Source organism: Angelakisella massiliensis, assembly GCF_900104675.1.
Taxonomy (GTDB): Bacteria; Bacillota; Clostridia; order Oscillospirales; family Ruminococcaceae; genus Angelakisella; species Angelakisella massiliensis.
Map to the genome: position 1 here is coordinate 1,196,795 of NZ_LT629945.1, position 22,402 is coordinate 1,219,196.

The 22,402-nt window shown below is 55.6% G+C and carries 17 protein-coding genes; 1 reads left to right on the forward strand and 16 read right to left on the reverse strand.

Going from position 1 to position 22,402, the window contains the following annotated elements; genetic code table 11:
* The first annotated feature begins 305 nt into the window (after window positions 1-305).
* Entirely contained in the window at window positions 306-830 is a 525-nt protein-coding gene (locus tag BQ5383_RS11085) for a hypothetical protein (protein ID WP_069988603.1), read from the forward strand.
* A gap of 99 nt (window positions 831-929) precedes the next feature.
* Here the strand turns inward: BQ5383_RS11085 and BQ5383_RS11090 are convergent, their stop codons facing one another.
* The 16 genes from BQ5383_RS11090 to BQ5383_RS11165 all read right to left on the reverse strand — a co-directional run bounded on the left by BQ5383_RS11090 (window position 930) and on the right by BQ5383_RS11165 (window position 22,364).
* Entirely contained in the window at window positions 930-1,817 is an 888-nt protein-coding gene (locus BQ5383_RS11090) for an HNH endonuclease signature motif containing protein (protein WP_069988604.1), read from the reverse strand.
* A 236-nt stretch (window positions 1,818-2,053) separates the two neighbouring features.
* A complete protein-coding gene (locus BQ5383_RS11095; RefSeq protein ID WP_069988605.1) occupies window positions 2,054-2,257 on the reverse strand; it encodes a transposon-transfer assisting family protein in 204 nt (67 codons plus the stop codon).
* A 2-nt stretch (window positions 2,258-2,259) separates the two neighbouring features.
* Entirely contained in the window at window positions 2,260-3,204 is a 945-nt protein-coding gene (locus tag BQ5383_RS11100; RefSeq protein ID WP_069988606.1) for a hypothetical protein, read from the reverse strand.
* A 4-nt stretch (window positions 3,205-3,208) separates the two neighbouring features.
* Entirely contained in the window at window positions 3,209-9,721 is a 6,513-nt protein-coding gene (locus BQ5383_RS21565; RefSeq protein ID WP_235821971.1) for a YodL domain-containing protein, read from the reverse strand.
* Between the two features lie 133 nt (window positions 9,722-9,854).
* Window positions 9,855-11,939 (reverse strand): DNA topoisomerase 3, encoded by a 2,085-nt coding sequence (locus tag BQ5383_RS11110; RefSeq protein ID WP_071431990.1) that lies wholly within the window; start codon window positions 11,937-11,939, stop codon window positions 9,855-9,857.
* A 3-nt stretch (window positions 11,940-11,942) separates the two neighbouring features.
* Window positions 11,943-12,683 (reverse strand): DUF4366 domain-containing protein, encoded by a 741-nt coding sequence (locus BQ5383_RS11115; protein WP_069988608.1) that lies wholly within the window; start codon window positions 12,681-12,683, stop codon window positions 11,943-11,945.
* Window positions 12,673-12,924, reverse strand: coding sequence for a DUF4315 family protein (locus tag BQ5383_RS11120; RefSeq protein WP_071431992.1), 252 nt, complete (start codon window positions 12,922-12,924; stop codon window positions 12,673-12,675). Before BQ5383_RS11120 ends, BQ5383_RS11115 begins: the two co-directional genes overlap by 11 nt.
* Window positions 12,925-12,945: 21 nt before the next feature.
* A complete protein-coding gene (locus tag BQ5383_RS11125; protein WP_071431994.1) occupies window positions 12,946-14,904 on the reverse strand; it encodes a C40 family peptidase in 1,959 nt (652 codons plus the stop codon).
* Window positions 14,901-15,809, reverse strand: a complete 909-nt coding sequence (locus BQ5383_RS11130; RefSeq protein ID WP_071431996.1) for a DNA cytosine methyltransferase — start codon at window positions 15,807-15,809, stop codon at window positions 14,901-14,903. Before BQ5383_RS11130 ends, BQ5383_RS11125 begins: the two co-directional genes overlap by 4 nt.
* Window positions 15,806-18,211, reverse strand: coding sequence for a VirB4-like conjugal transfer ATPase, CD1110 family (locus tag BQ5383_RS11135; RefSeq protein WP_071431998.1), 2,406 nt, complete (start codon window positions 18,209-18,211; stop codon window positions 15,806-15,808). Before BQ5383_RS11135 ends, BQ5383_RS11130 begins: the two co-directional genes overlap by 4 nt.
* Window positions 18,114-18,563 (reverse strand): PrgI family protein, encoded by a 450-nt coding sequence (locus BQ5383_RS11140; protein ID WP_071432000.1) that lies wholly within the window; start codon window positions 18,561-18,563, stop codon window positions 18,114-18,116. Before BQ5383_RS11140 ends, BQ5383_RS11135 begins: the two co-directional genes overlap by 98 nt.
* Window positions 18,564-18,582: 19 nt before the next feature.
* Window positions 18,583-19,446 carry a VirB6/TrbL-like conjugal transfer protein, CD1112 family gene (locus tag BQ5383_RS11145; RefSeq protein ID WP_005946756.1) on the reverse strand — a complete coding sequence of 288 codons (864 nt, stop codon included), beginning with the start codon at window positions 19,444-19,446 and terminating at the stop codon, window positions 18,583-18,585.
* Window positions 19,447-19,517: 71 nt separating this feature from the next.
* Window positions 19,518-19,733, reverse strand: coding sequence for a Maff2 family mobile element protein (locus BQ5383_RS11150; RefSeq protein WP_002566673.1), 216 nt, complete (start codon window positions 19,731-19,733; stop codon window positions 19,518-19,520).
* A gap of 96 nt (window positions 19,734-19,829) precedes the next feature.
* Window positions 19,830-20,057, reverse strand: a complete 228-nt coding sequence (locus BQ5383_RS11155; protein ID WP_005946702.1) for a hypothetical protein — start codon at window positions 20,055-20,057, stop codon at window positions 19,830-19,832.
* Between the two features lie 28 nt (window positions 20,058-20,085).
* A complete protein-coding gene (locus BQ5383_RS11160) occupies window positions 20,086-21,891 on the reverse strand; it encodes a VirD4-like conjugal transfer protein, CD1115 family (protein ID WP_071432002.1) in 1,806 nt (601 codons plus the stop codon).
* Window positions 21,888-22,364 (reverse strand): PcfB family protein, encoded by a 477-nt coding sequence (locus tag BQ5383_RS11165; RefSeq protein ID WP_069988615.1) that lies wholly within the window; start codon window positions 22,362-22,364, stop codon window positions 21,888-21,890. The genes BQ5383_RS11160 and BQ5383_RS11165 overlap by 4 nt, the downstream gene beginning before the upstream one ends.
* Between the last annotated feature and the right edge of the window lie 38 nt (window positions 22,365-22,402).

Consider the following 22,402-nt stretch of genomic DNA (forward strand, 5'->3'; position numbering starts at 1 on the left):
TTTCATATTGTATTGCTCTAAAACCACATTGATGATATACTAAGAAAAGAATATCAAGTGTGTATCTACAAGTTAAAAGAAAGGGAAAAATATACTATGCTCAAATCAATTATAACATTGATAGTTACCCTTATTGTAGGAGTTGTATTCATGGCAATAGGAAATGATTTCCTTAATGGATCTACTGATCTCGGTGTGATTGTAGCCGTTGCCGTAGCGGGGGCCTTGGTTGTGTTTTTTAATGGACAGAAAGGAAAATGAAAGGTACGATTACAAAATAGGATTTTTGATGTGGAGAGCTGATTATGGAGAATATATTTGATAAGTTCAAGAAATTAAATTTAGACACCTCGCCCATAGGTCTATCAATCGAATTGAGAGAACCATTTTTTTGTACGCCGATTGGAGCCCAAATTATTGGGTGGGATAATGGAATACATTATTGCTTTATCAAGGGATTTAAGGAGATTGTTTTTTGCGTAAATCCAGAAACGTGCTGTAATTATTATGTTTATCCACTTGCTAAAGATTTTACAGATTTTTTAAGGTTGCTTCTTTCTCTGAAAACAACAAATGCAATTCAACAAGTAGTGTGGATGGATAAAGATGCTTTTGAAAACTTTATGAATGATCCTGATGAAGTTAGATATACAAGTAGTGAGCCAGTGCAAAGCATACTTCAAAATATTTCCTCTAATTTAGAGGTTGAACCGATAGAAAATCCATTTGATTATATCAAAAAACTCCAAAAGGATTTTCCGTATAAAGAGATAAAGTTTACAGATGAATTTTATAATATAACTGGTTTAACACGGCAAGAGAATATCTAAAAAAGTTGCAGAGGACACTTTCAACAGTGTTCTTCTGCAACTTTTTTGTTGACTAATTAAACTTTTGATTTTTGTGAGATTTCTTTGAAAAGGATGCCGTTAATAACCAGCCCACCAACTTGTTACCTGTGTATGTGTTGCTTTTGGAAGATGAATCAGATTGCTATACGCATTACTTCCGCCGTATGCAAGCGGGCGAATATGGTGAACATCGTATAAACTGCGATTTAAGGTAACGCCCGTATTGGCGGTGTAAGTATTATAGTAGGTATCAGCTAAATTAGACGGACGAGTAGTTGTTGCACCTTTGGCATAGTTAGCAGGCGGCATGGGTAGGCTTTTCCCGCTTACAGAATCAGAAAAATTAAAATTCCAAGCGTGTCCTGTTCTATTAGAAAGTGCAGTTGTTGTTACGCCACTTCCAGAAGTAGCATTATCATAGTCCGTAATAGTGTAGGCAACATAATAATACCCTGTTTTTGCAGGAACTGTCCATGTGTAATCTACGCCATACTCACTGTTGGATGTATATGTATGGTAAACAGAACCCCCAACATTTGAGTAAGAGCCGGATAATGTTGTAAAACTCCCCTTTAATTGAGCTGTCAATTTAATATTTGGTTTCACAAAAGGAGAGGTTGGGCAATCAACATTAAAATACCAAGTAAATTCGCCACCACTGGTTTTTTTAATTCCAGCACGGACAAGATAAATTTCAATTCCTCGCTCACTGGGAGTATCAGCAGATCCTTTAGGAACAGGGATGGCAACTTCGTCGAAAGTAAGAAGTTCACCATCCTCAACAAGCATTTCACCCGTGGTCGTATCGTAATGAGTGACTTGCCCGGAATCAGCGGGAGAGGTATCCATGACGGCTTCCAACTCATTCTGGTAGGGTTCAGCCGCAATAGCAGTAATCGACATTCCTATGGCCATCATGGTGACAAGCACCAAACTCACAATTTTCTTTAAGTGTTTTTTCAACATACAGTCATTCCTCCTTATTAGGTATCGTAAATAGAAAATGCCATCAAACTATCATCCCAATGGAATCACCTCTTTCATTCATTTCAATCGCGCAATCCCCTTATGTTTTATGGTAAAATTATACAAATTATGAAGTATAACGTCAATATTATATGAACAATACAGTGTAATATACTAAAAAGCGCCGGACGCAGAGGCCATACAGCCACCGCGCCCGGCGCTTTGCTATACTTGGATCACTCGTCCGTGAAATGGAACTGCCGCGCCTCAAAGTCGGCGTCGTGCATGGCGTCCAGCTTGTCGGCGGTCTGGCGGGCCAGCGCCGCCATGTCCTCGTCCATGTCCGGCAGGGCGGCCCGAATGTTGGCCGCCGTTCTGCGCCGGTCGCTCTTGTGATACATACAGATCAGGTTTTCTTCCTCTACGGTAAACGGTACCATTGTCATACCTCCAATTCGTTTTTCTTGGTTCTGGCCGGGGCCTTTTTCGGGGCTTGGGCCTGTTTGGTTTCGGATAGCTGCCTGCGGATGGAAGCGCGGGGCCTCCGCACTTCCTTGTCCCGGTTCTCGTCCTTGCCGATCACCGCATACAGGCCGTGCCGGTCTTTCATGCCGGTAAAGCACAGGGATTTATAGGGCAGCATAGAAAACAGCCGGTCGGTGTCCTTGCTGGACGCAATCTGGACGAAGTACGGGGACAGCTCCACCATGAAATGCGTTTTGTTGGGGCTGTTGGGGGCGGACAGATCTTTCAGCCCGGCCACGATCCGCTGCGCCTCGGCCAAAATCATGCCGTCATGCAGCGCCGTGACGTGGGCCTTGAAGTCGCCGGGCGCAAGCTGCGCCCGGCCTTTCTGTTCCTGCCGCAACAGCTCCCGCAGGTGTTCCGGCTCATTAGGCTTGGCCTCATACCGCAGGAACGCCCCCAACTTGGGATCGGGCCGCCCGTCGAAGTACAGACCGGCGGGCTGCTCCCGATCGCCCTTTTCATAGTGCAGGATGATGTTGTCGGCCTGTACCGCCTCGGCTGCGACGTGCCGGAAGTGCTGGGGATAGTCCAGCTCATAGAGATTGCCGCGAATGACGCCCCGCACCTTGCCGGTCAGCTCCACGGCGTAGGCCAGCACCCGGTCACGGGTCTGCTCCCCGTAAAACTTCCATGTGTTGTGCTGCCGGGTGCCTTGCAGGTACACATCACTTTCCCGGAAACAGTGCGTCCCGGACGGGCGGGACATCCACAAAAGCGTCCTGTCCTCGGCATTGTCGCTGGCAGCGGCCCGCCCGATGATCTCTTTGTCGATCTCAAAATCGCTGCGATAAAAGGCGGTGTTCTGCCGCATGAGCTGTTCCAGCGCGGCCAGAACATCCACATTCTCAAACCTGTTCATGGTGTCACACCTCCAATTCCTGTGCTTTTTCCCGCTGCGGCGGTTTCTTCTGCTGTTCCTCCTTGGCGGCTTTGAGCTGCGCCCGGATGGACGGTTTTTTCTGTTTCTGCGCCGGGCGCTGGGGCTGCTTGGGCTTTTGGGCCTCCGCCTTGGCTGCCTCGGCCACGTCGAACAAGGAAATCTGTTCCCCGGCTTTGGCCTTGGCTTCCAGTTCACTCATGGTCGGGGCATTGTTCAGAACACCGTCGATCATGTTGTAGTTCTGCTCGGTCGTCATTTCAGCGGCCTTGATGGGGCTTTCCTGCTGGGCGGGGATGGCAAAAGCGTCTGTGCCGTTGCCCATGATAAGATACTTGCCGTCCTCGGATTGGTGGTGGAAACCATAGCCTGCGGCCTCCAACTGCTCCCGGCTCATGTCGGTTACAAGGAAGCTACCTCTTGGGGTCTGGATGCTCTCGCCGGTGAGCAATTCCCGTGGCGTAAGCTGTTTTTCCCGCTGCAAGAAAAACTCCGGCACCGGCGTAAAGCCGAAGCTGTCACAGTAATGGGCTTCCTCCTTGCCGCTACGGTTCAGCACCACAACGTCGGAAACGGAAAGGCTGTGGCCGGTGAAGTCGGCGGGACGGTCAAGGTTGAATGTACGGTAGATGTCCTCCAGCGTGGTTTTGCCGTCCAGCGGGGCCGTGTAGATAAGATCGTAATTCTGCCGGTCAACGGCCAGCCCCGCTTCCTGCAAGCTCTCGTAAGCCTCAAAGCGATAGTCCCGTGTTTCCGGCCCGCCTTTGAGCTGGTAGATGGTAAAGGTGTCGCCCTGCTCCTGTGCCGGGGGATCGACGGTGAAATACGGGTTTTCCCATTGGGTGAAAGGCATATCCGGCATGGCCTTGTAGCTGCCGTTCTCCACCACATAGGGCCGCACCCGGTCAAAGCCGATTTCCTGTGCCACACGGGAAAGGCTTTCCAGTACCACGGGATCACTCCGCAACCGTTCCATGCGAGTGAAGTCCTCCACAAGATAATTCTGGCCCGCCCGTACATGAAGAATATCGGCGGCGCTCATGCCGTCCTTGCTTTCCATGCCCAGCGTCAGATGGGCATAGGGTCGGCCATCGGTGTTCAAATCCTTGGCCTCGCTGTTATAGGGCTGGCTCCGCAGCTCGTCGAACCGGGCCTTGGCTTCCTCAAAGGTAGCGAAATGCTCTATCGGGGTCTGCTGCTCGGCATTGGTGGCCCATGTTTTCAGATCGGGAATGATGTAAAAGCCCCATTCCCGGCTTGCCTCCGGCGCGGCGGCGCTGCGCTCGGCCAGTGTCTTTTCGGCCCGTTCCCGCACATCGTCCCGCAACGGCACCGTATAGAGGGTGGACGCAGAGGAAAAGCCCACGTTATTGAAAACGTAGTCTACATCGGCCTCTTTCAAGGCTCCTGCCGGGTAGTAGTCGGCCCGTGTTGGGGTGTCGCTCACCTTGCCGCTGGCAATGTCATGGTTCAATCCCGTTTCCAGATGGGTACAGATTTTGCCGTCCACGGCCAGCGTCACATAGTACCAGCCAATATAACCGCCGGTCTTTTCATCGGCTCCCTCGTTGAACTCCACATTGAGCAGCGTGTAGGGCTTCAAGCCCTTTTGGGCCGCGATCTCGTTGTCCTTGGCCTCCCGCTGCAACAGCGCAGGCAGGGCCGCTTCCTTGGTGGCCTTGACGATCTCCGGGTTGTACTGCACCAAAGTACGGTTTACACATTCCGTCTGTACCTTGACCGTCTTGGCTTTCGGCGTTAGGCGGTTGCCGATAAACAGGGACGCGCCGTTGTCAAAACGGATCGTCATATCGCTGGTGCCGCGCCATTTGCCGGTACAGGGGGACGTGTGGATTTCGCCGGTCTTACAGCCAAACGCCTGCGCGATCACATCAATCTTGGCCTGCAAGGGCAGGTCTTTGTATCGGTCAGCGATTTCCAGCGCCTTTTCCTGCAACTCCGTCAGGGTTTTTGCGGGGGCTGCCTGCGGTTCGGTGTCGGAAGTAACTTCCGGCTCCGGGGCGGTTTCCGGCTCCTGCACGGGTTCTTGTTCCGGCTCCGGCTCTGGTGCCGGTTCCTGTTCCGGGGTGGGTTTCTGTTCCGGCTGCTCCTGTTCCTTGGCATACAGCTCCTTGACGGCCTCCTGCGTCAGCTCCCCGGTATTAAGCTGATCCATCAGCTCCCGGCACCGTTCCGGCGTCCCGATGTAGAGAACATCCCCAATCTTGGCCCTGCCGTTGTCCTGCGGGATATAGGCTTGCAGCATATACAGGTTTTCCCGGCTGTCGCTGCGGGGGTTGGCGTGTACCCGGTAGAAGTAGTCCGGCTCGGCCTGTTCCTGTGCCGCCTGCGCCCGCTGTTCTCGGCTGCTGTTGCGTTGCAGCTCCGTGGGCTTGATGCCGGAAAGGGGCTGAATACAAGCAATCCTGTCCGACGCACGGTAGGCATTGTCGTTCAAAAGCCGCTGCCATGCGCCCACACTCGGCGCCCAGCGGAAACCGTGTTCTTTCAACTGCTGGCGGGCGTCCGCTTCCGGCTTGCCGTCAAAGAACACCTGCAAGCGGCCCTGATCCCGGTTGGCCTCCACATGGCCGCCGTCAAACTCCCAGCCCACATAGGCCACTTCGTTTGCGCGGGTCAGGCTTTCGATCCGCTGCCGGACGCGGCGGATTTCCGCATTGTTGTTGGACAGCTCCCAGCTCTGAAACGGCTTCTTTTCATAGTGCCAGCCGGATGCCATATCCGCTTTCAGGTTTTCGATGTTTTCAGGAGAGAGGTGCGGGCAGCCGTCCAGTGTGCCGTGTTTGCGGTAATAGGCATTGACCGCTTTCATGGTTTCCTGCGCCTTTTCCAGACCGGCCAGCTTTTTTTGCAGCTTGGGAATGGCCTGCGGGTCGTCCTGCCGGATGCCGCCCATGCCGGTGCTGCGGATTTTATCAAGCAGCCCTTGGATGTACTGCCATTCCTGCATATTGCTGTCGCGGGCCGCGTTCTGTTTCTCTTTCTGGCGTACCGGGAAATTGGAACCACCGGCAATCAAAATGGACGGAACACGGGCGTCAATCTCATAGCCATGGTTCATGTTGGCGGCCAGTTTCCGCGCATAGGTGTCAAGCAGGCTGTCGATCTTCTCATGGTACATGGGATCGACGCGCTTTTTCTGTTCCTGTGCCAGCGCAAAGGCTTTATCCACATAATGCCGGTATTCGGCTGTGGCGCTGCCGGGCTTGTAGTCGGAAAAGCTGTTCATTTCCTTGGCACGGCGGGCCGCGCCCTCATTGATGGAATAGTAGTAGTCGGACGCCGCAGGTTCTTTTGTCTGCTGTTCCGGGGCTTCCTGCTGGGGCGGCTCTTTGACCTCCTGCGGCTGGGCCGGGGCCTCATAGCCAGCCGCCGCATATTCCTCTACGGTCATACCGGCGTCGGCGGCCTCCTGTGCAATTTCGGCCTCCACCTGCGCCTTGTAGTCCTGCAAGCTCTGGTCGAAGTCGGTCAGTTTCGGCATTTCCGGCAAAGGCTCTCCGTGGTTGAGCAGCGGACGGCACTCCATAGCGTAGTCCACCAGCGCCCCATAGTAGGCGGTTTCCTCCGGCGTCAGGGTGTCGCTGGACGCCAAACGGGTCTGCGCCTCCTGTTCCAGCCGGGACAGGTTGCAATGCAGCTCCATGTAGGGGATGATCTCGGTGAGAAAGGCTTCCCGGCTGGCGTGATCCTCCGCCCATGCCTCCGGGCCTCCCTGCCGGGTCAGATGGTCTTTCCATTTTTCGTCGTTCAGATAAAAGGTCTGATACTCCCGGATATGCTCAATCAGGGAACCGTCCCGGTCGCCAAAATCCTGCCGCCCGGAATAGCTGTGCGGCTCTCCTTGGAATGTAAAATCAATGCGGAAGTCGGTCTTGTCATAGTAGCCGCCGCCTCGATGTTCTGCGTCCAGCCGGGCAAACAAGGCGTCAGCCTCATGCAGCGGCATTTGCTGGCCCATTTCCAGATGGGGGCTTTCGGTGAAAAGGATCGTTACAACCGGCTCCGCTGCCGGATCAAGGGCGGTTTGCTGTTCCGCCTTGGCAACGGCAATCTCACTTTCAATCTGGCTTCTCACAAAATCATCCATGTGGCCGTGCTGCATTTCATAGCCCTGTTCGCACAGACGGTTGATAAGCTCGATCACCTTGTCCGTATCGCCCACAGTCTCGGCATACTCCACGATCAACCGGCGTTCCTCGTTGCCCATGCGCTGACCGTCACGCTCGGCCCAGTCGATCAGAGCGTTGGCCCGTTCTGTGGGGGTGGCCTCCGGCATAATGGGCTTGTTGTTCAAGAGGCCGTCAATCCCATTCCACGGCTGCGGCTCCGGCTGTACGGAAATAGCATTGGCTTGTTCTGCGGCCTCCTGAAAATCTTCCAGTGCGTCGCCGGTGATGGTTTCCGTTACATGGCCCTGCGGTGCTATCCCGGAAAAAATTTCGTCGCGGGCCTCCGACAAAGAATACTCCGTATTGTCCAACTGTCCGCCGTCGATCTCTTTGTAGTCAGGGCCGTACACGGTATAGTCAAAGCCGTTTTCGCTGGTCTGGATAAAGAGAATATTGCCGCTTTCCAGACGGTAGGCAGCTTCTTGGGCCTCGGCCCGTTGCAGCGTCCTGTCGCTGGAAAGGACAAAGCCCTGTGTCTGAATAGCGTCCAACGTGCCTTGTGTCACCTCGCCGGTGGATTTCACATCGGCGTCAATCAGGGTTTGCAGCATGGTCTTTACACTGTCGGTCATTTCCTGCTGCTGTTCCGGGGGCAGCTTGGAAAACACACTGTCGGGGGCAGGCTGCTCGGCGGCCTGTTCCACAGTCGGCTCCACAATTTGCTCCACGGCCTGCTGCGCCTGCCGCTGTTGCTGAAGCTCGGCAAGGTGGCCGTCGATGGTGGTAATCAGCTCATGGGCGGTGGCCCGGATGGTTTCAAGGGACGCCCGCAGCTCTTTCAGGTCTTTGCCGGAACTCCAACCGGCCACATACCCAAAGGAATAGTCGGACGTGTCCAGTCCGTAGTGCTGGCAGACGGCATAGGCCACGCTCTCGGCCTGCACCTCGCGGGTGCGGCTGTCGGGCCGGTCGGCCTGCTCGGTCACAGGGGCCTCCGGGTCAATGGCGTGGAGCTTGGCATGGGCAATCTCATGGATGGCTGTTTTCAAAGTTTGCAGCTCACTCATGTTCTCCTGTATGGCGATCCGCTTTTCCGTCAGGTGGTAGTAGCCGTGAGAACCACCGGGGATGTCCTCAAAGGCCATCGGCACGGGGGAAGTCTGTTCCAGCGCCTTGAAGAAGTCCTCGTATTGCTCCACATTCCCGGCCAGCTCGTCCACACCAATAGAGGGCAAGGGTTCGCCCTCGGTCTGGCTCACGTCAAAGACAGACACGATCTTGAACGCCGGAACTTGTGTTTCCTGTACTTCGGTCAGAGGCTTGCCGTCTTTGTCCATGACCGGCTTGCCCTGTTCGTCCAGCTTCGGCACTTCCTTTTTCACCTTGTAGGGGGCGGGGGCCAGAATCTTGATGCCTTTCTCGCCCCGTTTCACATTGCGGTGAAAATCGTCCCGCCACTTGTTGTAGCCCGCCACAAGCTGGCCGCCCTGCATGGCGATCAGCAGCGTATTGTTGAAGCTGTAACTGTGGAACTTTGCCATAGAGGTGAGATAGGCTTTGTAGCGTTCACTCTCGAAAAGTTCCTGTATGCCGGTTTCCAGCCGGTCGGTGATTTCTTTCATGCGGTCGGCGCTGTTCTGGCTGTTGAGAATAATGGGGACGACGGGCGGCGGGGCCGCAGCTTCGGCGGTGGGCGCTGCCTCTGGCTGCACCGTCCGGGCCGGGGCCTCGTCCCGCAGAATTTCCGGCGCGGGATAAGCCATCACCCGGTATTCCTCCGGCACCGGCTGGCCCTCATGGACACGCTGCCACTCGTCGCCGCTTTTCACCAGATAGCCGTAGTCGGTGAAAACACCATGCTCCGTATTGGCAATATGCAGGCCGAAACGGGGCAGGAAAATTCCCGCTTTCCATTCCTCCGGCATATCCACCATGCCGGAACGGTTCAGGTAGTAGTCACCCAACTGGCCCGTGCCGGTGACATCCGGCAGATGCACATAGTAGTCCACGTTGTCGGGGTAGTCGATGATCTGGCCGATGCTGTGGAAGTCGCGCTGCGGGCTTGTCAGGGCGGCGTTCAGCTCCGCAAGCTCGGCGGCGTCCAGTTTTTCCAGCCTCGCGGCAAGGAAGTTCAGCTCGTCCACATCAGCGGACAACACCAGATCGCGGGGCAGCTTAATGGGACGCTCCTGCGGGCTTCGGTAGTCGTACAAGAAAAAGTCCTGCGGATTGTCGGCACTGATCCCGATTTCCCGCAGGGCTTCTTGCAGCTTTTCGGTTGTGGTCGGCAAAGAAAACCAAAGGCCCTCGTTGCCTTGCTCATAACGCTGTCGGTTATGAAGCAGGATTGAAAACACTTCGCTCATGGGTTCACTCCTTTCATATTCATAGGGGTTTGGGGCTTTCCCCAACAAGCAAAATCCCCGGCCCGGCAGGGTGGCCGGGTCAGGGATTTATCGGAAGTGTGGCTACACTTCCTATGCTTGCTACGTTACTCCGTCAGCTCTTTTTCTCCACGCGGTAATTGACATACTTCCCGCCGGTATCGGCCAAAAGCACCGTTCCGTCATAGGTTTTGCCGGTTTTCATGGAGCGCAGGCCCTTTACCTTTGCCTTTCCGTCTTTGAGCAGCGCGGCGGCGATCTTCGGGGTGAACGTCTTGCCTCGTTCCTCAAAAAATCGGTCATTCTTCCACATGACAAACTGGCAGGCCCGGTTTCCGCAGTAATAGTTTTTCTTGCCCTCGTAGACGGCTTCGCCGCAGCGGGGACACTTGCCGATAACAACACGCTCGGCCTGAAACAACTTCTGTGCGTCCTCGCTGATCTGCGAATAACGAGAAATCAGGTTTCGGGTCATTTCCTCAATGCCCACCATGAAGCCCTCCGGGTCGGCCTCGCCCTTGGCAATGGCCGTCAGCTTGGTTTCCCATTCCGCCGTGAGCTGGGGAGAAGTCAGCACTTCCGGCAGTACGCACACAAGGTTGTGGCCGTCCTTGGTGGGAAGTAGCTGTTTGCCTTTGCGCTCCACAAAGCCCATCTGCACCAGCTTTTCCAGAATAGAAGCACGGGTTGCCGGGGTTCCCAAACCTTGGCGCTCGGCGTCCTCCGGCATATCCTCGGCCCCGGCACGTTCCATAGCAGACAGCAGCGTATCTTCGGTATAGGGCTTGGGCGGCGTAGTGAAATGCTCGGTGATGCTGGCCTTCACCGGGTCAAAGGTCTGGCCCTCGGTGATCTCCGGCAGCTCCCTTGCCAGCTCCGGCGCGTCCTCGTCGGCGTCGGTCTTGAACGACGCCTTGAAGCGGCGCTCAATCTCTTTCCAGCCGGGGGTGAGAATGGTTTTGCCCTTGGCGGTGAACTCGTTCCCGGCGCAGGTGAATGTGGCGGTGACAGCCTCATACACATGGGGCGCGGCCACAGCACACAGCAGCTTGCAGCACACAAGGGACAGCAGTTTCTTTTCGCCCTCGGTCAGCCCGTCAAAGCCTTTCTGCACAAACTCCATCGTGGGGATAATGGCGTGGTGATCGGACACCTTTTTGCTGTTCAGCACCCGGCCATACTGCGGGGCAATGTCCAGCCCTGCCGCAAAGGAAAGCAGCGGCCACAGGCCGGACACAATGCTTTCCGCTGTGGGCTGCATATCGTCGGTAAGGTACTGGCTGTCGGTGCGGGGATAAGTCAGCAGCTTCTTTTCATAGAGCTGTTGGGCATAGTCAAGGGTCTGCTTGGCGGTAAATCCAAACAGGCGGTTGGCCTCCCGCTGCAAGGTGGTGAGATCGTAAAGGCGGGGCGGCTGCTCCGTCTTTTTCTCACGCTTCACCGATACACAAACGGCCTGCGCTCCTGCACAGGCCGTCTTGGTGGCGTCGGCGTCATCGGGGTTCAGAAAGCGGTCGCTGGCCGCCTCCATGCCGCCCGCCGCGATATGGACAACGTGGTATTTCTCTTTCTTAAAATTGCTGATTTTGGCCTCCCGGTCAACCAGCATATTGAGGGTAGGCGTCTGGACACGGCCCACGGTCAGGGTCTTGTGGTAGAGGATGGAGAAAAGCCGGGTGGCGTTGATCCCCACCAGCCAATCGGCCTGCGCCCGGCACAGGGCCGATTGATACAAGTCGTCGTAGTCGGCCCCCGGTTTCAGGTGGGCAAAGCCCTCGCGGATCGCGGCGTCCTCCATGCTGGAAATCCAAAGGCGCTTGAACGGCTTTTTGCAGCCCGCCATCTGGTAGACGAAACGGAAAATCAGCTCACCCTCGCGCCCGGCGTCGGTGGCGCACACAAGGCCCGTCACGTCGGGGTGTTCCATCAGGGAGCGCAGCACGGCAAACTGTCCTTTCTTCTCGGCGGGGATGATGTACTGCCACTCCTGCGGCAAAATCGGCAGGTCGTCATAGCGCCACTTCTTGAAACGCTCGTCATAGGCTCCGGCATCGGCAAGGGAAACAAGGTGGCCGATACACCAGCTCACCAGATAGCCGTTTCCCTCCATGTAGCCGTCCCGTTTCTGATCTGCACCGATCACGCCCGCAATGCTGCGGGCGACGCTCGGTTTCTCTGCAATTACCAACTGAATACTCATTCCTTATTCCTCCTTATCCTGCGCGGGTTCCTCGTCCTCCGGGGTCGGTTCGTCCTCGTCGTCCTCGTCCTCGCCAAAATCGTATTCGTCCAGCTCGTCGCCGCCCTTGGTGTCGGCCTTGGGCTTCTTAAACTTGAAGAAGTAAAGGGCCGCGCCGCCGCCGATCAGGGCCACCACAAGGAACACGACAAGGCCGCCCATGCCGCTGCCTTTCGCTTCATCTTCCTGCGGCTGCTCGGTTTCCTCCGGCTCCTGCGGTTCCGGCTCCGGGCCGGTACACTCGGTCATATTGGTTTTACATACCGGGCAATTCGTGTTGACGGCTCCCGCCGCGCACTTGGTCGTACAGGTACAGGTTTCCGGGGCGGCTTTGCCGTCCTCCAACAGTGCTTGCAGGTCAGCGTCGTCCACTTGGTTGAGGAAGTGAACGGCGGTTTCCTTGTCCTCGTTGGCGCGGTCGATCAGGATATAAAAGTAGTTGCCCGCCTTGGTGGTAACGGTGATAAGCTGCTTATCCCCATAAAAATCATCCACCAGTGTTGCATTGCCCTCCGGGGTAACAGGTACGCCCTTCGGCTCCATGCCGCCGGTGGTGGGTTCTTCCTCCTGCGGTGCCTCGGTGGTTTCCGGCAAAGGCTCCGGGTTGGGGTCAGTGCCACCGGCAAACGCGGTGGTGGAAAAGGCCGTCAGGCAAAGCACGGCGGCCAGCGTCACGGTAAACGTGCGAATGATCTTATTCTTCATTGGCATTGTCCTCCTGTTCAAAATCCGGCTGCGGGGCCGGGGCGCTCTGCAAAGCGCCGCCGCGCAGGAACGCCGCAAATTCCTCCGGATTCATGTTCAGGCCGCGCACAAGCTGGATGATCTGCAAATTCTCCTGCTCGGTCTTTGCCGCTTCCAGCTCACGAAGCTGCTTTTGCAGCTCCGCGATCTTGGCCTTGGTTTTCTCAATGTCCTTTTCGATACGGTCAAGTTTGTTTGCCATAGTCAAAACTCCTTTCTGGCGTCAAGGCAGACGCCCGTAACAATAGAAATGCTGCTGCCAATAACTCGAATTGAGGTTGGTGTAGGAAATAGGGTCGCCACAGTGCAACATCACGGAATTGCCCACATAAATGCCGACGTGGGAAACGCCGGGGGTGTCGTAGGTGCCGACGAAAAATACAAGGTCGCCGGGCTTGGCCTGCTCCGGGGAAACAGGGGTACAGATATTGCAAAGGCCCTGTGCGCCCAGCCGTCCCACGTCCCATCCGCTGTGATTGATTACCCAGCTCACAAAGCCGCTGCAATCAAAGCTGGTGCTGGGAGAGCTGCCGCCCCACACATACGGATAACCTACATACTTTTCCGCCTCGGCCATCATTGCGGCAAAGGTGGCGTCCTCCAAAGCCTCCGGGGGAATGTCGTAATAGGTCGGCTCCTTGACGGTGGAAGCGTTGGGATAGGTGCCGTTTGGGAACAGGTCAGGCCGGTTGCCCAGCGTGTGCATATACACCGCATACAGGCTCATTTGTTCCTCGCCCATGATGTAAACAGGCAGATGGGACATATCGAAGTTTTCCAGCTTCACGTTGCAGATGTAATAGGTGTAGGGAACTTGCACAGTATAGGTGTTGCCCTCGCTGTCCGTCCGGGTTTCGGTGCGGTATCGGGTTTCGGTTTCAATGGTCTGTGTCAGGGTATATTGCTTCTCAAAGAGCATGGCAAGGTCGCCTTGCACGTCGCCCAGCGTATAGACGCCCTCATGCAGCGCCGACAGGATGGAAGTCAGCACATAGGGGTCATGACCGATCTCGTCCAGATCGAAACGGTATTCGTCATAGCCGGGGTGCAGGCTTTCGTAGTTGTCAAGCTCATACTGCAAATCGGCCTCCATGTCCGCATAGGCGGCTTCCGCCCCCAGCATATCGCTGTCCTCGGACAGATAGGACGTGGCTGCCACGCCGGTTCCTGCGCTGCCGAACATGGCCGTACAGGATTGCAGGCCGCCCATAATCAGCATGAGCATAAGGCCCACACCGCCGATCAGCAGCACACCTTTCCAGTGCCGGGCCACAAAGGACGCGGCCTGTTTGCTTTTCTCGGCGGCTTTTTTGGCGGCTGCGGCGGTGGTCTTGGTGGCGCTGGCTGCGCCCTGTGCCGTCTGGCCCGCCGCCCGTGCTGCCTTGGCATAGTCCCGTTTGATTTTCTGTTTCTGCCAGAACCGGGCCACCGGGTTTTTCACCGCCTGCGCCATTTCCGGGTTGTCCCGCAAGGATTTCCGGTAGATGTACTCCGCATTGGCGGCAATGGCCTTTTTCTCGGCCTTGGCTGCGGCCCGGTAGGGTTTGAGCTTATGACGCCGGATGCCGCTGCGAATGGCTTTTCCCGCTTGGCGCTCGGCAAGTTCTTCTCCCTTATGGCCGCCCTCGACGCCCACATTCTCATGCTCAACCTCATGGATTTTTCCATGCAGATACAGGCCCGCTTCCTCCATCGGACGGCTGGCCGGGTTGGGTTTGAGCTTGGGGGCCGGTTTCTCCACCTTGTCAAAGTGCAGCTTGGTTTTGGCCTTGCCCTTGGCCTCGTCATAGACGATTTCCTTGGTGACGACGCGCTTTTTCGGCAGGGCTTCTTTGGCTGCGTCCAGCTTATCCGCCCGCTTTTCCGCCTTGTGAACGTACTTGGAAAGGGCGGGATCGGCCCGTTCCTCGGCGGTGAATTGCAGGCGGGACGCCGGGCCGGTGGCCTGCGCTGCCGTATTCGCGCCATCCTTGGCGGCCCGCTTCGCCTTGCTGCGCTCCCGGATGTCCCCGGCACGTTCCAGCACCTTTTCAGCGGTGCCGCCCGGCTCGGCTGCGGAATAGTCCTGTTCGGCCTCCCGGCTGGAAATGTTGATGCTCTTGCCGGTGGTCTGGTTGTCCAGCGTCAGGCCGTCGCGGGTCATGTGCTGCGTCACCTTATCACGGGGTTTCAACTGCTTCATAGGGCGTCACCTCCTTGTCTGTTCCGGCAGCGCCCGGTTTCGATCTCTGCAATATAGCGCAGGATGGGGTACACCTGCGGGGGAACAACTGCGTTTCCCAAAGTCTTTAACCGTTTTGCCACATTCGCCGGCGGGTCGCTGATTAAGTACGGGATTTGCGCCGGTTCTTTGGCCCACATGGAATGTCCGTCCATCTCCGGGGGAATCCCATCAGCCATTCCACCCAGTCGGGATTCAGTTTCACATCCCCCGGCGGGCTGCCCAGCAGTTTGTAAACCGCCCATGACAGCCGCGCCGTCCATACGGTTCCGCTGGGGTTGTATTTTCGGAAGCTCCCGGTCGGGGTCATCCGCACATCGACAGTCTTCCCCACATCCCCCGTGTCGCTGGCAAGGGGCGTGGGAAGCAGTATGGCCGATGATGAAAGTTCTTTTGCGCTCATGCCATGCGCCGACGGCGACAGCAGGAAGTACGAAAACCCTAACGGCGTAGCCTGCCTGCTCCAAGTCAAAAACCGTCTTGTCGAGCCCCAGATGGATGAAGCCAGCAACATTTTCTCCAAGCACCCAAGAGGGGTGCAGTTCCCGGATAACGCGGAGCATTTCGGGCCATAAATACCGTTCGTCCTCAAATCCCCGTTGTTTCCCGGCGCTGGAAAAGGGCTGGCAGGGGAATCCCCCGGAAATAAGTGTGGTGGTTTCTCGTCCTGTTTTTTCAAAAAATGCCTCCTTTGTCACTGTGGTAATGTCCCGGAATTTTGGTACCTGCGGCCAGTGCTTTTTCAAAACTTCCATCGGGAAATCCGCCCATTCGCACTGGCATACGGTGGTAAACCCTGCGGCTTCCGCCGCAAGGTCGATCCCGCCGATCCCGGAAAACAGGCTGAAATGTGTTAAGGCGCTCATACCGTCGCCCCCTCGCCTAACCGGGTCGTCATGATCTGGTAGAGCTGGGTGTTTTTCGGGATGGGGTTCTTAAAGGGCAGGATCACATTTTCGTAAATGAGAAGCCCCTCGCCGGGTTCGGAATTGTCCACATACCGTAATTGCTGGGGCGAAATGTTCAGCCGTTCCGCAAGGATTTTGCGGTCGCCGCTGGCTTGATTGAGCAGGCAAATGAAGTCGCTGTTTTCCAGAATGTTTTCGATCTCCGGGGAGAAAAGCAGGTCTTTGACGTTCTGTGTGGCACCTGTCGGAATACCGCCCCATTTTCTGAACCGCTTCCAAATCTCGCAGGAGAAAGCGGCTGTCTGTTCCTCTCGCAAAAGCAAATGGAACTCGTCGCAGAAGTACCACGTTGCCTTGCCTTGGCTGCGGTTTTGGGTCACACGGCCCCAAATCTGATCTTGGACAATGAGCATCCCCAGCTTTTTGAGCTGCTTGCCCAGCTCTTTGATGTCGAAAGCCACAATGCGGTTCTCGATGTTGACATTGGTGCGGTGGTTAAAGACGTTCAGACTGCCGTTTACATACAGGTCAAGGGCCTGCGCCACACGGTCAGCCTCCGGGATATGCTGGTCTAACAGGGCTTGATGCAGGTCGGACAGGATGGGCATATTCTCCGGGCGGGGGTCTGCCAGATAGGGCCGGTAGATCACCTGCACGGCACGGTCAATGACCGTCTTTTCGATGGCTTCCAGCCCGTTCTTGCCGCCCATGACAAGCTCACAGAACGACAGCACGAAATCACTTTTCAAGGCCAGCGGGTTTTCGTCCTCGCTGTAATTCAGGTTGATGTCCAGCGGGTTCACATAGTTTTTGCTGGTAGGCGACAGCTTCACCACCTGCCCATGCAGCCGCTTCACAAGGGGGTAATACTCGGCCTCTGGATCACAGATATACACATCGTCCGGGGTGCAGAGGAACACGCTCACAATCTCCGATTTACAGCTCATACTTTTGCCGCTTCCCGGTGTCCCCAGCTTTAGCCCGTTGGGACACCTCGCTCGTTTGCGGTCGAGCATAATCATGTTGCCGGTCTTGGCGTTGATCCCGTAATACATGGCGTCGCCGCCCTGAAAAAGCTCCTGCGTTACAAAAGGGACGAACACGGCCACGCTGGAAGTCGTCAGGGAGCGTTCAATCTGGATGTGGCTGGCCCCCAGCGGCAGGCTGCTCATAAGCCCCTGTTCCTGTTGGTAGTCCAGCCGCACAAGGGAACAGTTGTATTTCTGTGCAATACCGGCAGCCCAGAACACATCGTTTTCCAGCTTTTGCCGGGTGTCTGCGGTGTTCAGAACCAAAAAGGTAAGCTGGAACATCCGTTCATTCCGGCTCTGCAAGGTCTTTAGCAACTCCTTGGCGTCCTGCCCGTAGGTGGCAAGGTCGCTGGGAAGTATATCCATGTCGTAGCCGCTGCGGACAGCCCGTTTCTGTTCCTGAATCTTCATGGCGTCAAGGTCGGTGATCTTGCGCTTGACCGTCTTAATGGCGTCGCTCTGGTCGATGGCCTGCACATGGAGGTTCACCACAATGCCGTTTTCCGTGTTGAGAAAGTCGGCCAGCATTTCATCCGACAGTTCCGGGGAGAGGATTTGCAGAAAGCTCACCGCCCCGTATTTGCCGCCCAGCCCGAACATCCGGGCATTGCCGAAGCGGAACGAGGACGGGGCGATAAAGTCCTTGGTAGAAAGCCCCGACGGGGCAAGCCACTTCCAGTCAAAGGAGAACGGTTCCCCGTCCGGGTGGAAAATGCTGTGCATGACTTCCAGCCGTTCCTTGGCGTCCAGTCCCCATGCGGAGGCCCCCATGCTCTTGAAATAGCCCAAAAGGTCGGTTTCGATCCGGCGCAGTCTGGCGCGGGCCATTTTCAGGCTGTCCGCCTCGATGGTATAGGTCATAAATTTCCGCTTCATCAGTCCGTTGTTCCCGTTCACAAGCTGGTCTTGCAAAATGTCGGAATACTCGCTGCGGATGTCGTCGAAGTCGTCCCCCTGCGCCCGGATTTCAAAGCTCTTGGCGTACTGCTTGGGGTCGATCTTGCGGTTGATAAAGGAAAACTGCACATGAATGGAGGCGTCCAGATAGTTGTAGAGGTCGCACAGGTTTTCAAAGATGGCGGTCTTGGTGTCCGCCTGCGCCAGTTGGTAGCTGATGTCCGTAAACTCAATGCACTTGGAAAAGGTGCGGGGCGTCACCCGGCACACGCCGTCCTGATACATGGCCTCATAGGGAATACTGACCTGCGCCGAATGGGGCTTGCCGTCGCCCTTATACTTTCGGATGACGGCCTGAATTTCTTTCTTTTCGGCGCGGGTGAGCTTGACCGGCGCTTTTGCGCTCGTTTCGTTCTTTTGCTTTTTGGACAATGGCGTTGACCTCCTTTTCCATTTGGGATTGCCGCACAAGGGCGGTATAAGCGTTGTTGGTCTGGTAGGGCCGTTCCTTGGGCTGGATGAAGCAGCACTCTACGATCTGGCGCACCACCACTTCAAGGGGCTGGCCGTGTTTTTCGTAAAGCGCCAGCAGAAAGCCCGGCAGCATGGCAAACACCATAATGAGCGCCGCCGCGCTGGTCGGGACGCGGCCCCGGATCAAAAAGAAAAGCGGGACGCCAACAAGCAGCGCACCGCCAAAACAAATGAGCTGGCGTTTCGTCAGCCCGAATACTACCTTGGATTTGACCTTGGTTAAATCCTTGGGGACAGTTACATAAGCCATAAAAAGTCACCTCGTTTCTTTAGTGGGCGGTAAATACGGCCTTGCTGATACTTCCCGTCTTGAACAGACAGAAGCAAAGCAAAACGGTATAGCCCATACAGCCCCAGATCGCACCGGATATGTCGTCGGCGGTTCCGATCTGCTGGATCAGCACCGCATAAATCCCGACAACCACCATGATTAAAAAGGCTTGGAAGCCCAGCGCAAGCAAGGATTTCAAGTAGTTCTGGCCCATGCCGCGCCACTCTGCATTGCCCAGCGTGGCAAGGGGGATCGGCCCCAATGCGGTCACGGCGTAAATTTCAATCATTCTTCCATAGGTCACAAGGAAAATGCAGATGGAAAGAATGTTCATCGTCAGCCCCACAACAAGGGTCTGGAACCACAGGCCCAGAAGCGGCCCGATGTCCATTGCTTCAAGGCGGCTTTCCAGATCAGGGAGCAGCGTGTCAAAATCAATGCTGGTATCTCCGATAATCACCCCGGCGCTCTGGTTGACGACCTGCTGGGTGGCGTCAAACACGCCCATGACGATATTCCATGTGTTCGTCACAATGAGGATGGCAAAGGCGCTTTTGAAAATCCAGCGGAAGAACATGGAGCTGTCGAAGTCGTGCATATTGTTCTTTTCCACAATCATGTCGATCAGCTCATAGCACATCACAAGGGCGAGAATGGCCGCCGCAATGGGGACGATCACCGTTTCGGACAGGTTTTGCAGCATGGAGAAAATGCCGCCGTTCCAGTCCTGCGGGGTACTGCCCACATCCGACGCGATTTCCCCGACTTTGGTATTGACCGTGTTAAACAGGCCGGACAGGTTGCCCATGATACCGTCGATCAGGATTCCTTTGATCCATTCCCCGATTAAATCACCGATCATGTGGGGACACCTCCTTTCCCGCGCCCTCCCAGATCAGAGAGGACGCGGAGGGTTTTCTAACACACATGGGGTTATCCCAGCAGCCCGGACAGCAGCGGAACAAGGGTCATGCCAATGAGGGCAACGCCACCTCCGGCGACAAGCTGCTTGATTCCCTGTGACTTGCTTGCAGGGTTGTCCGCCCCGTATCCCTCCAAAAGATTGACGCCGCCCCATACGCAAAGCGCGCCGCCGAGGCCCACAACGATGGTCTGCAAAGTATCAACTGCACTATTGAAAAATTCCATAAATATACCTCCATAAATTCAGATTGTGATGGTGTTTGGGTGCAAAAAAAGCCGCCGTTCACAGCGGCAGCCTCACAATCCGCAGACGGCCCGGAGTTACTGGCCGTCCCGCCATTCCAGCACAGCCAGCGAAAAAATTTCGCCCCATGCTTCACACAGTCTGCGGTCTATTTCCCTTGCAAGTTCTTCGGCTTCCCCGTCCGTGGGCGGGGTATCATGTTCTGCGATCCACTGGCACAGCACCGCAGCGGAAATGATTGCCCGGTAGATTTCTTTCTCATACTTGAAATAATCCGCAAATGTCCATTCGTCCGAGTGTCCCATCGGTCACGCTCCTTTCTCTATGGCCGCTTTATTCTACGGCAAAATCTTCATCCGACAGCTCAATGTCGTAGAGGTCAAAGGGTTCGTCCTCCGTTATCACGCGCCGCTTTTTCCGGCGCAGGGACGACAGGTAGCTGTCCACATCAAAGGTGTTCTTTTTGTCGGCGTCCGAGAGGTATTGATAGCGGGGGTGGCGGGTGATGTCGTATTTCTCACTGAAAAACGGCCTCACGCCGCGCACCTGCAAAATACACTTGCCTCCGTCCATCGTTGCAATTTCGTCTTGGCTCATCAGCTCCTTTCCGAGTTTTTGGTAATTCAGTCCGTGGGAGGTCTGCGCGCCCCGGTTCTCGCTCTGGTTGTAGCTGTCAATGGTTTCCTTGCCCAGCACCTCCGCAATCTCCTTGGCGTTCTTGCCCCGGCCACTAAGGAACAGCGTACAGTCGCAGTTGTCGGAAATGATTTCCGCCGCGTCCTTGTAAATGGCCTTTAGCTGCGACTGGCTCTGCAAAATAATAGAAGCCGAGATTTCCCGGCTTCGTATGGTGGCAATCAGCTTGTCAAAGTTTGGAATCTGGCCGATGTTGGCGAACTCGTCCAGAATCAGCCGCACATGGACGGGCAGCCGCCCGCCGTATTTGTCGTCGGCCCGGTCGCACAAAAGGTTGATAAGCTGGCTTTGCACCATTGCCAGAATGAAATTAAAGGTCGTGTCCGTGTCCGACATAATCAGGAACAGCGCCGTTTTCTCGTCCCCGATGGTGTCAAGTTCCAGTTCGTCGTCCTCCATCAGCTCCCGCACCTCGCGGATGTCAAAAGGGGCCATTCTCGCACCTGCGCTGATAAGGATAGAGGAACGTGTCTTGCCCGCCGAAAGCAGGAATTTTTTATACTGGCGGACGGCAAAGTGGTCTGGATCGCGTTCCTCCAATCGCTCAAACATCAAATCCACCGGCGACTGAAATTCCGGGTCGTCCTCGCGGGCTTCGCTGGCATTTATCATTTCAAGCAGCGTCGTGAAGTTCATTTCTTCCTCCGGCGCTTCCTGCCAGATATAGCCGATCAGGGCCGTGTAGAACAGCCGTTCCGATTTCACCCAAAAATCTTCCGCACTTTTTTCGCCCTCGCCTTTAGTGTTGCAAATCAGGGTATTTACCAGCTTCAACACGTCTTTTTCCGAGTGCAGATACCGAAACGGGTTGTATTTCATGCTCTTGGAAAAATTGATGGTGTTCAGCACTTTCACGCGGTAGCTGCTGCGGATAAGGAGCTGGCCCACTTCACCGATCAAGCTGCCCTTGGGATCGGTTATCACAAATGAGGTCGGATAGTCCTTGGACACACATTGCATCAGGTTTGGTTTTACAAAGAACCGGGTCTTGCCGGAGCCGGAACCGCCGATCACCAGAACATTTTTATTTCTTGCGGTTTTGGGGTCTTTCGGCCTGTTGTTCATGGTGATCCGTTCCGTCTGTGTCAGCAGAATGTTGTTGTCAAAATTGGGGTCGATATAGGGGGCTATATCCTTGGGGCCGCCCCATCGGGCGCTGCCATATTCCACGCCTTTGCGGTATTTCTTGGCGTTCTTGCCTTTGCAGTACACCATAAGCCGCAGCGCCGCAGCACCAGCGACGCCGATCAGCAGGTCAGTGGGGTGGAAGCTGGGGGCGGCACTTTCAAAGGCCGCCGCGCAGCCATCCGCAAAGTGCAGGAGCTTTTGGGAAAGGTCGATGCCCTCCGCCAGCCGGTACGCCTGCCCCAGCTTGCCGAACAGATAGACAAACAGCAGATAGGGCAGATTGGCGATTATCAGTTTTTTCATTTCCGGCTTCATCGTGACAGCCCCCTTTCTTTGAATTTTTCCTTGGCCCGGTCAGCGTTGCGGGCTGCTGCCTTTTCCTTGCTTGCGGCAATGTCCTTGCGGATCGAGGGCCGTTCCTCCCGCTGCAACTTCTTGGCCGTGAACTCCTTGAACGCCTGTTCCATGTTGTCGGCGTCCTTGGCCTTGAAAATCACGATGTAGTGCGGGGGCTGGGTAGTGGCGTCTTTCCGCAGCGTGAAGTCCACGCCGTATTTCTTGGCGCAGGGCTTAAACAGTCCAATGTTGGCGTCGGTGATCTCGATATTGGACAGGGCCGCCCCGTGCTTTTTGAGCTGCTTTAGGCTCTGCTGGCCGTGGTGCAGCTTGGTCTTGCCCTTGTTTTGGGTTTCCAGAAACTTGCGGGCCGCCGCTTGCAGCACTTGGATTGTCAGCTTGGCCGATTTGATGGAAAAGGCTATTGTCTTTTGGGTTACTTCCTCCTGCAATCGCTATCCCTCCTTTCGCAGAAGTGCGGCGGGACGGT

Bases quoted from the DNA above. Each gene is read 5' to 3' on its own strand.
- BQ5383_RS11115 (WP_069988608.1), bottom strand. From the start codon at position 12,683: ATGAAGAATAAGATCATTCGCACGTTTACCGTGACGCTGGCCGCCGTG.
- BQ5383_RS11100 (WP_069988606.1), bottom strand. From the start codon at position 3,204: ATGAACAGGTTTGAGAATGTGGATGTTCTGGCCGCGCTGGAACAGCTC.
- BQ5383_RS11140 (WP_071432000.1), bottom strand. From the start codon at position 18,563: ATGGCTTATGTAACTGTCCCCAAGGATTTAACCAAGGTCAAATCCAAG.
- BQ5383_RS11150 (WP_002566673.1), bottom strand. From the start codon at position 19,733: ATGGAATTTTTCAATAGTGCAGTTGATACTTTGCAGACCATCGTTGTG.
- BQ5383_RS11145 (WP_005946756.1), bottom strand. From the start codon at position 19,446: ATGATCGGTGATTTAATCGGGGAATGGATCAAAGGAATCCTGATCGAC.
- BQ5383_RS11160 (WP_071432002.1), bottom strand. From the start codon at position 21,891: ATGAAGCCGGAAATGAAAAAACTGATAATCGCCAATCTGCCCTATCTG.
- BQ5383_RS11155 (WP_005946702.1), bottom strand. From the start codon at position 20,057: ATGGGACACTCGGACGAATGGACATTTGCGGATTATTTCAAGTATGAG.
- BQ5383_RS11120 (WP_071431992.1), bottom strand. From the start codon at position 12,924: ATGGCAAACAAACTTGACCGTATCGAAAAGGACATTGAGAAAACCAAG.
- BQ5383_RS11085 (WP_069988603.1), top strand. From the start codon at position 306: ATGGAGAATATATTTGATAAGTTCAAGAAATTAAATTTAGACACCTCG.
- BQ5383_RS11110 (WP_071431990.1), bottom strand. From the start codon at position 11,939: ATGAGTATTCAGTTGGTAATTGCAGAGAAACCGAGCGTCGCCCGCAGC.
- BQ5383_RS11095 (WP_069988605.1), bottom strand. From the start codon at position 2,257: ATGGTACCGTTTACCGTAGAGGAAGAAAACCTGATCTGTATGTATCAC.
- BQ5383_RS11090 (WP_069988604.1), bottom strand. From the start codon at position 1,817: ATGTTGAAAAAACACTTAAAGAAAATTGTGAGTTTGGTGCTTGTCACC.
- BQ5383_RS11125 (WP_071431994.1), bottom strand. From the start codon at position 14,904: ATGAAGCAGTTGAAACCCCGTGATAAGGTGACGCAGCACATGACCCGC.
- BQ5383_RS11130 (WP_071431996.1), bottom strand. From the start codon at position 15,809: ATGAGCGCCTTAACACATTTCAGCCTGTTTTCCGGGATCGGCGGGATC.
- BQ5383_RS21565 (WP_235821971.1), bottom strand. From the start codon at position 9,721: ATGAGCGAAGTGTTTTCAATCCTGCTTCATAACCGACAGCGTTATGAG.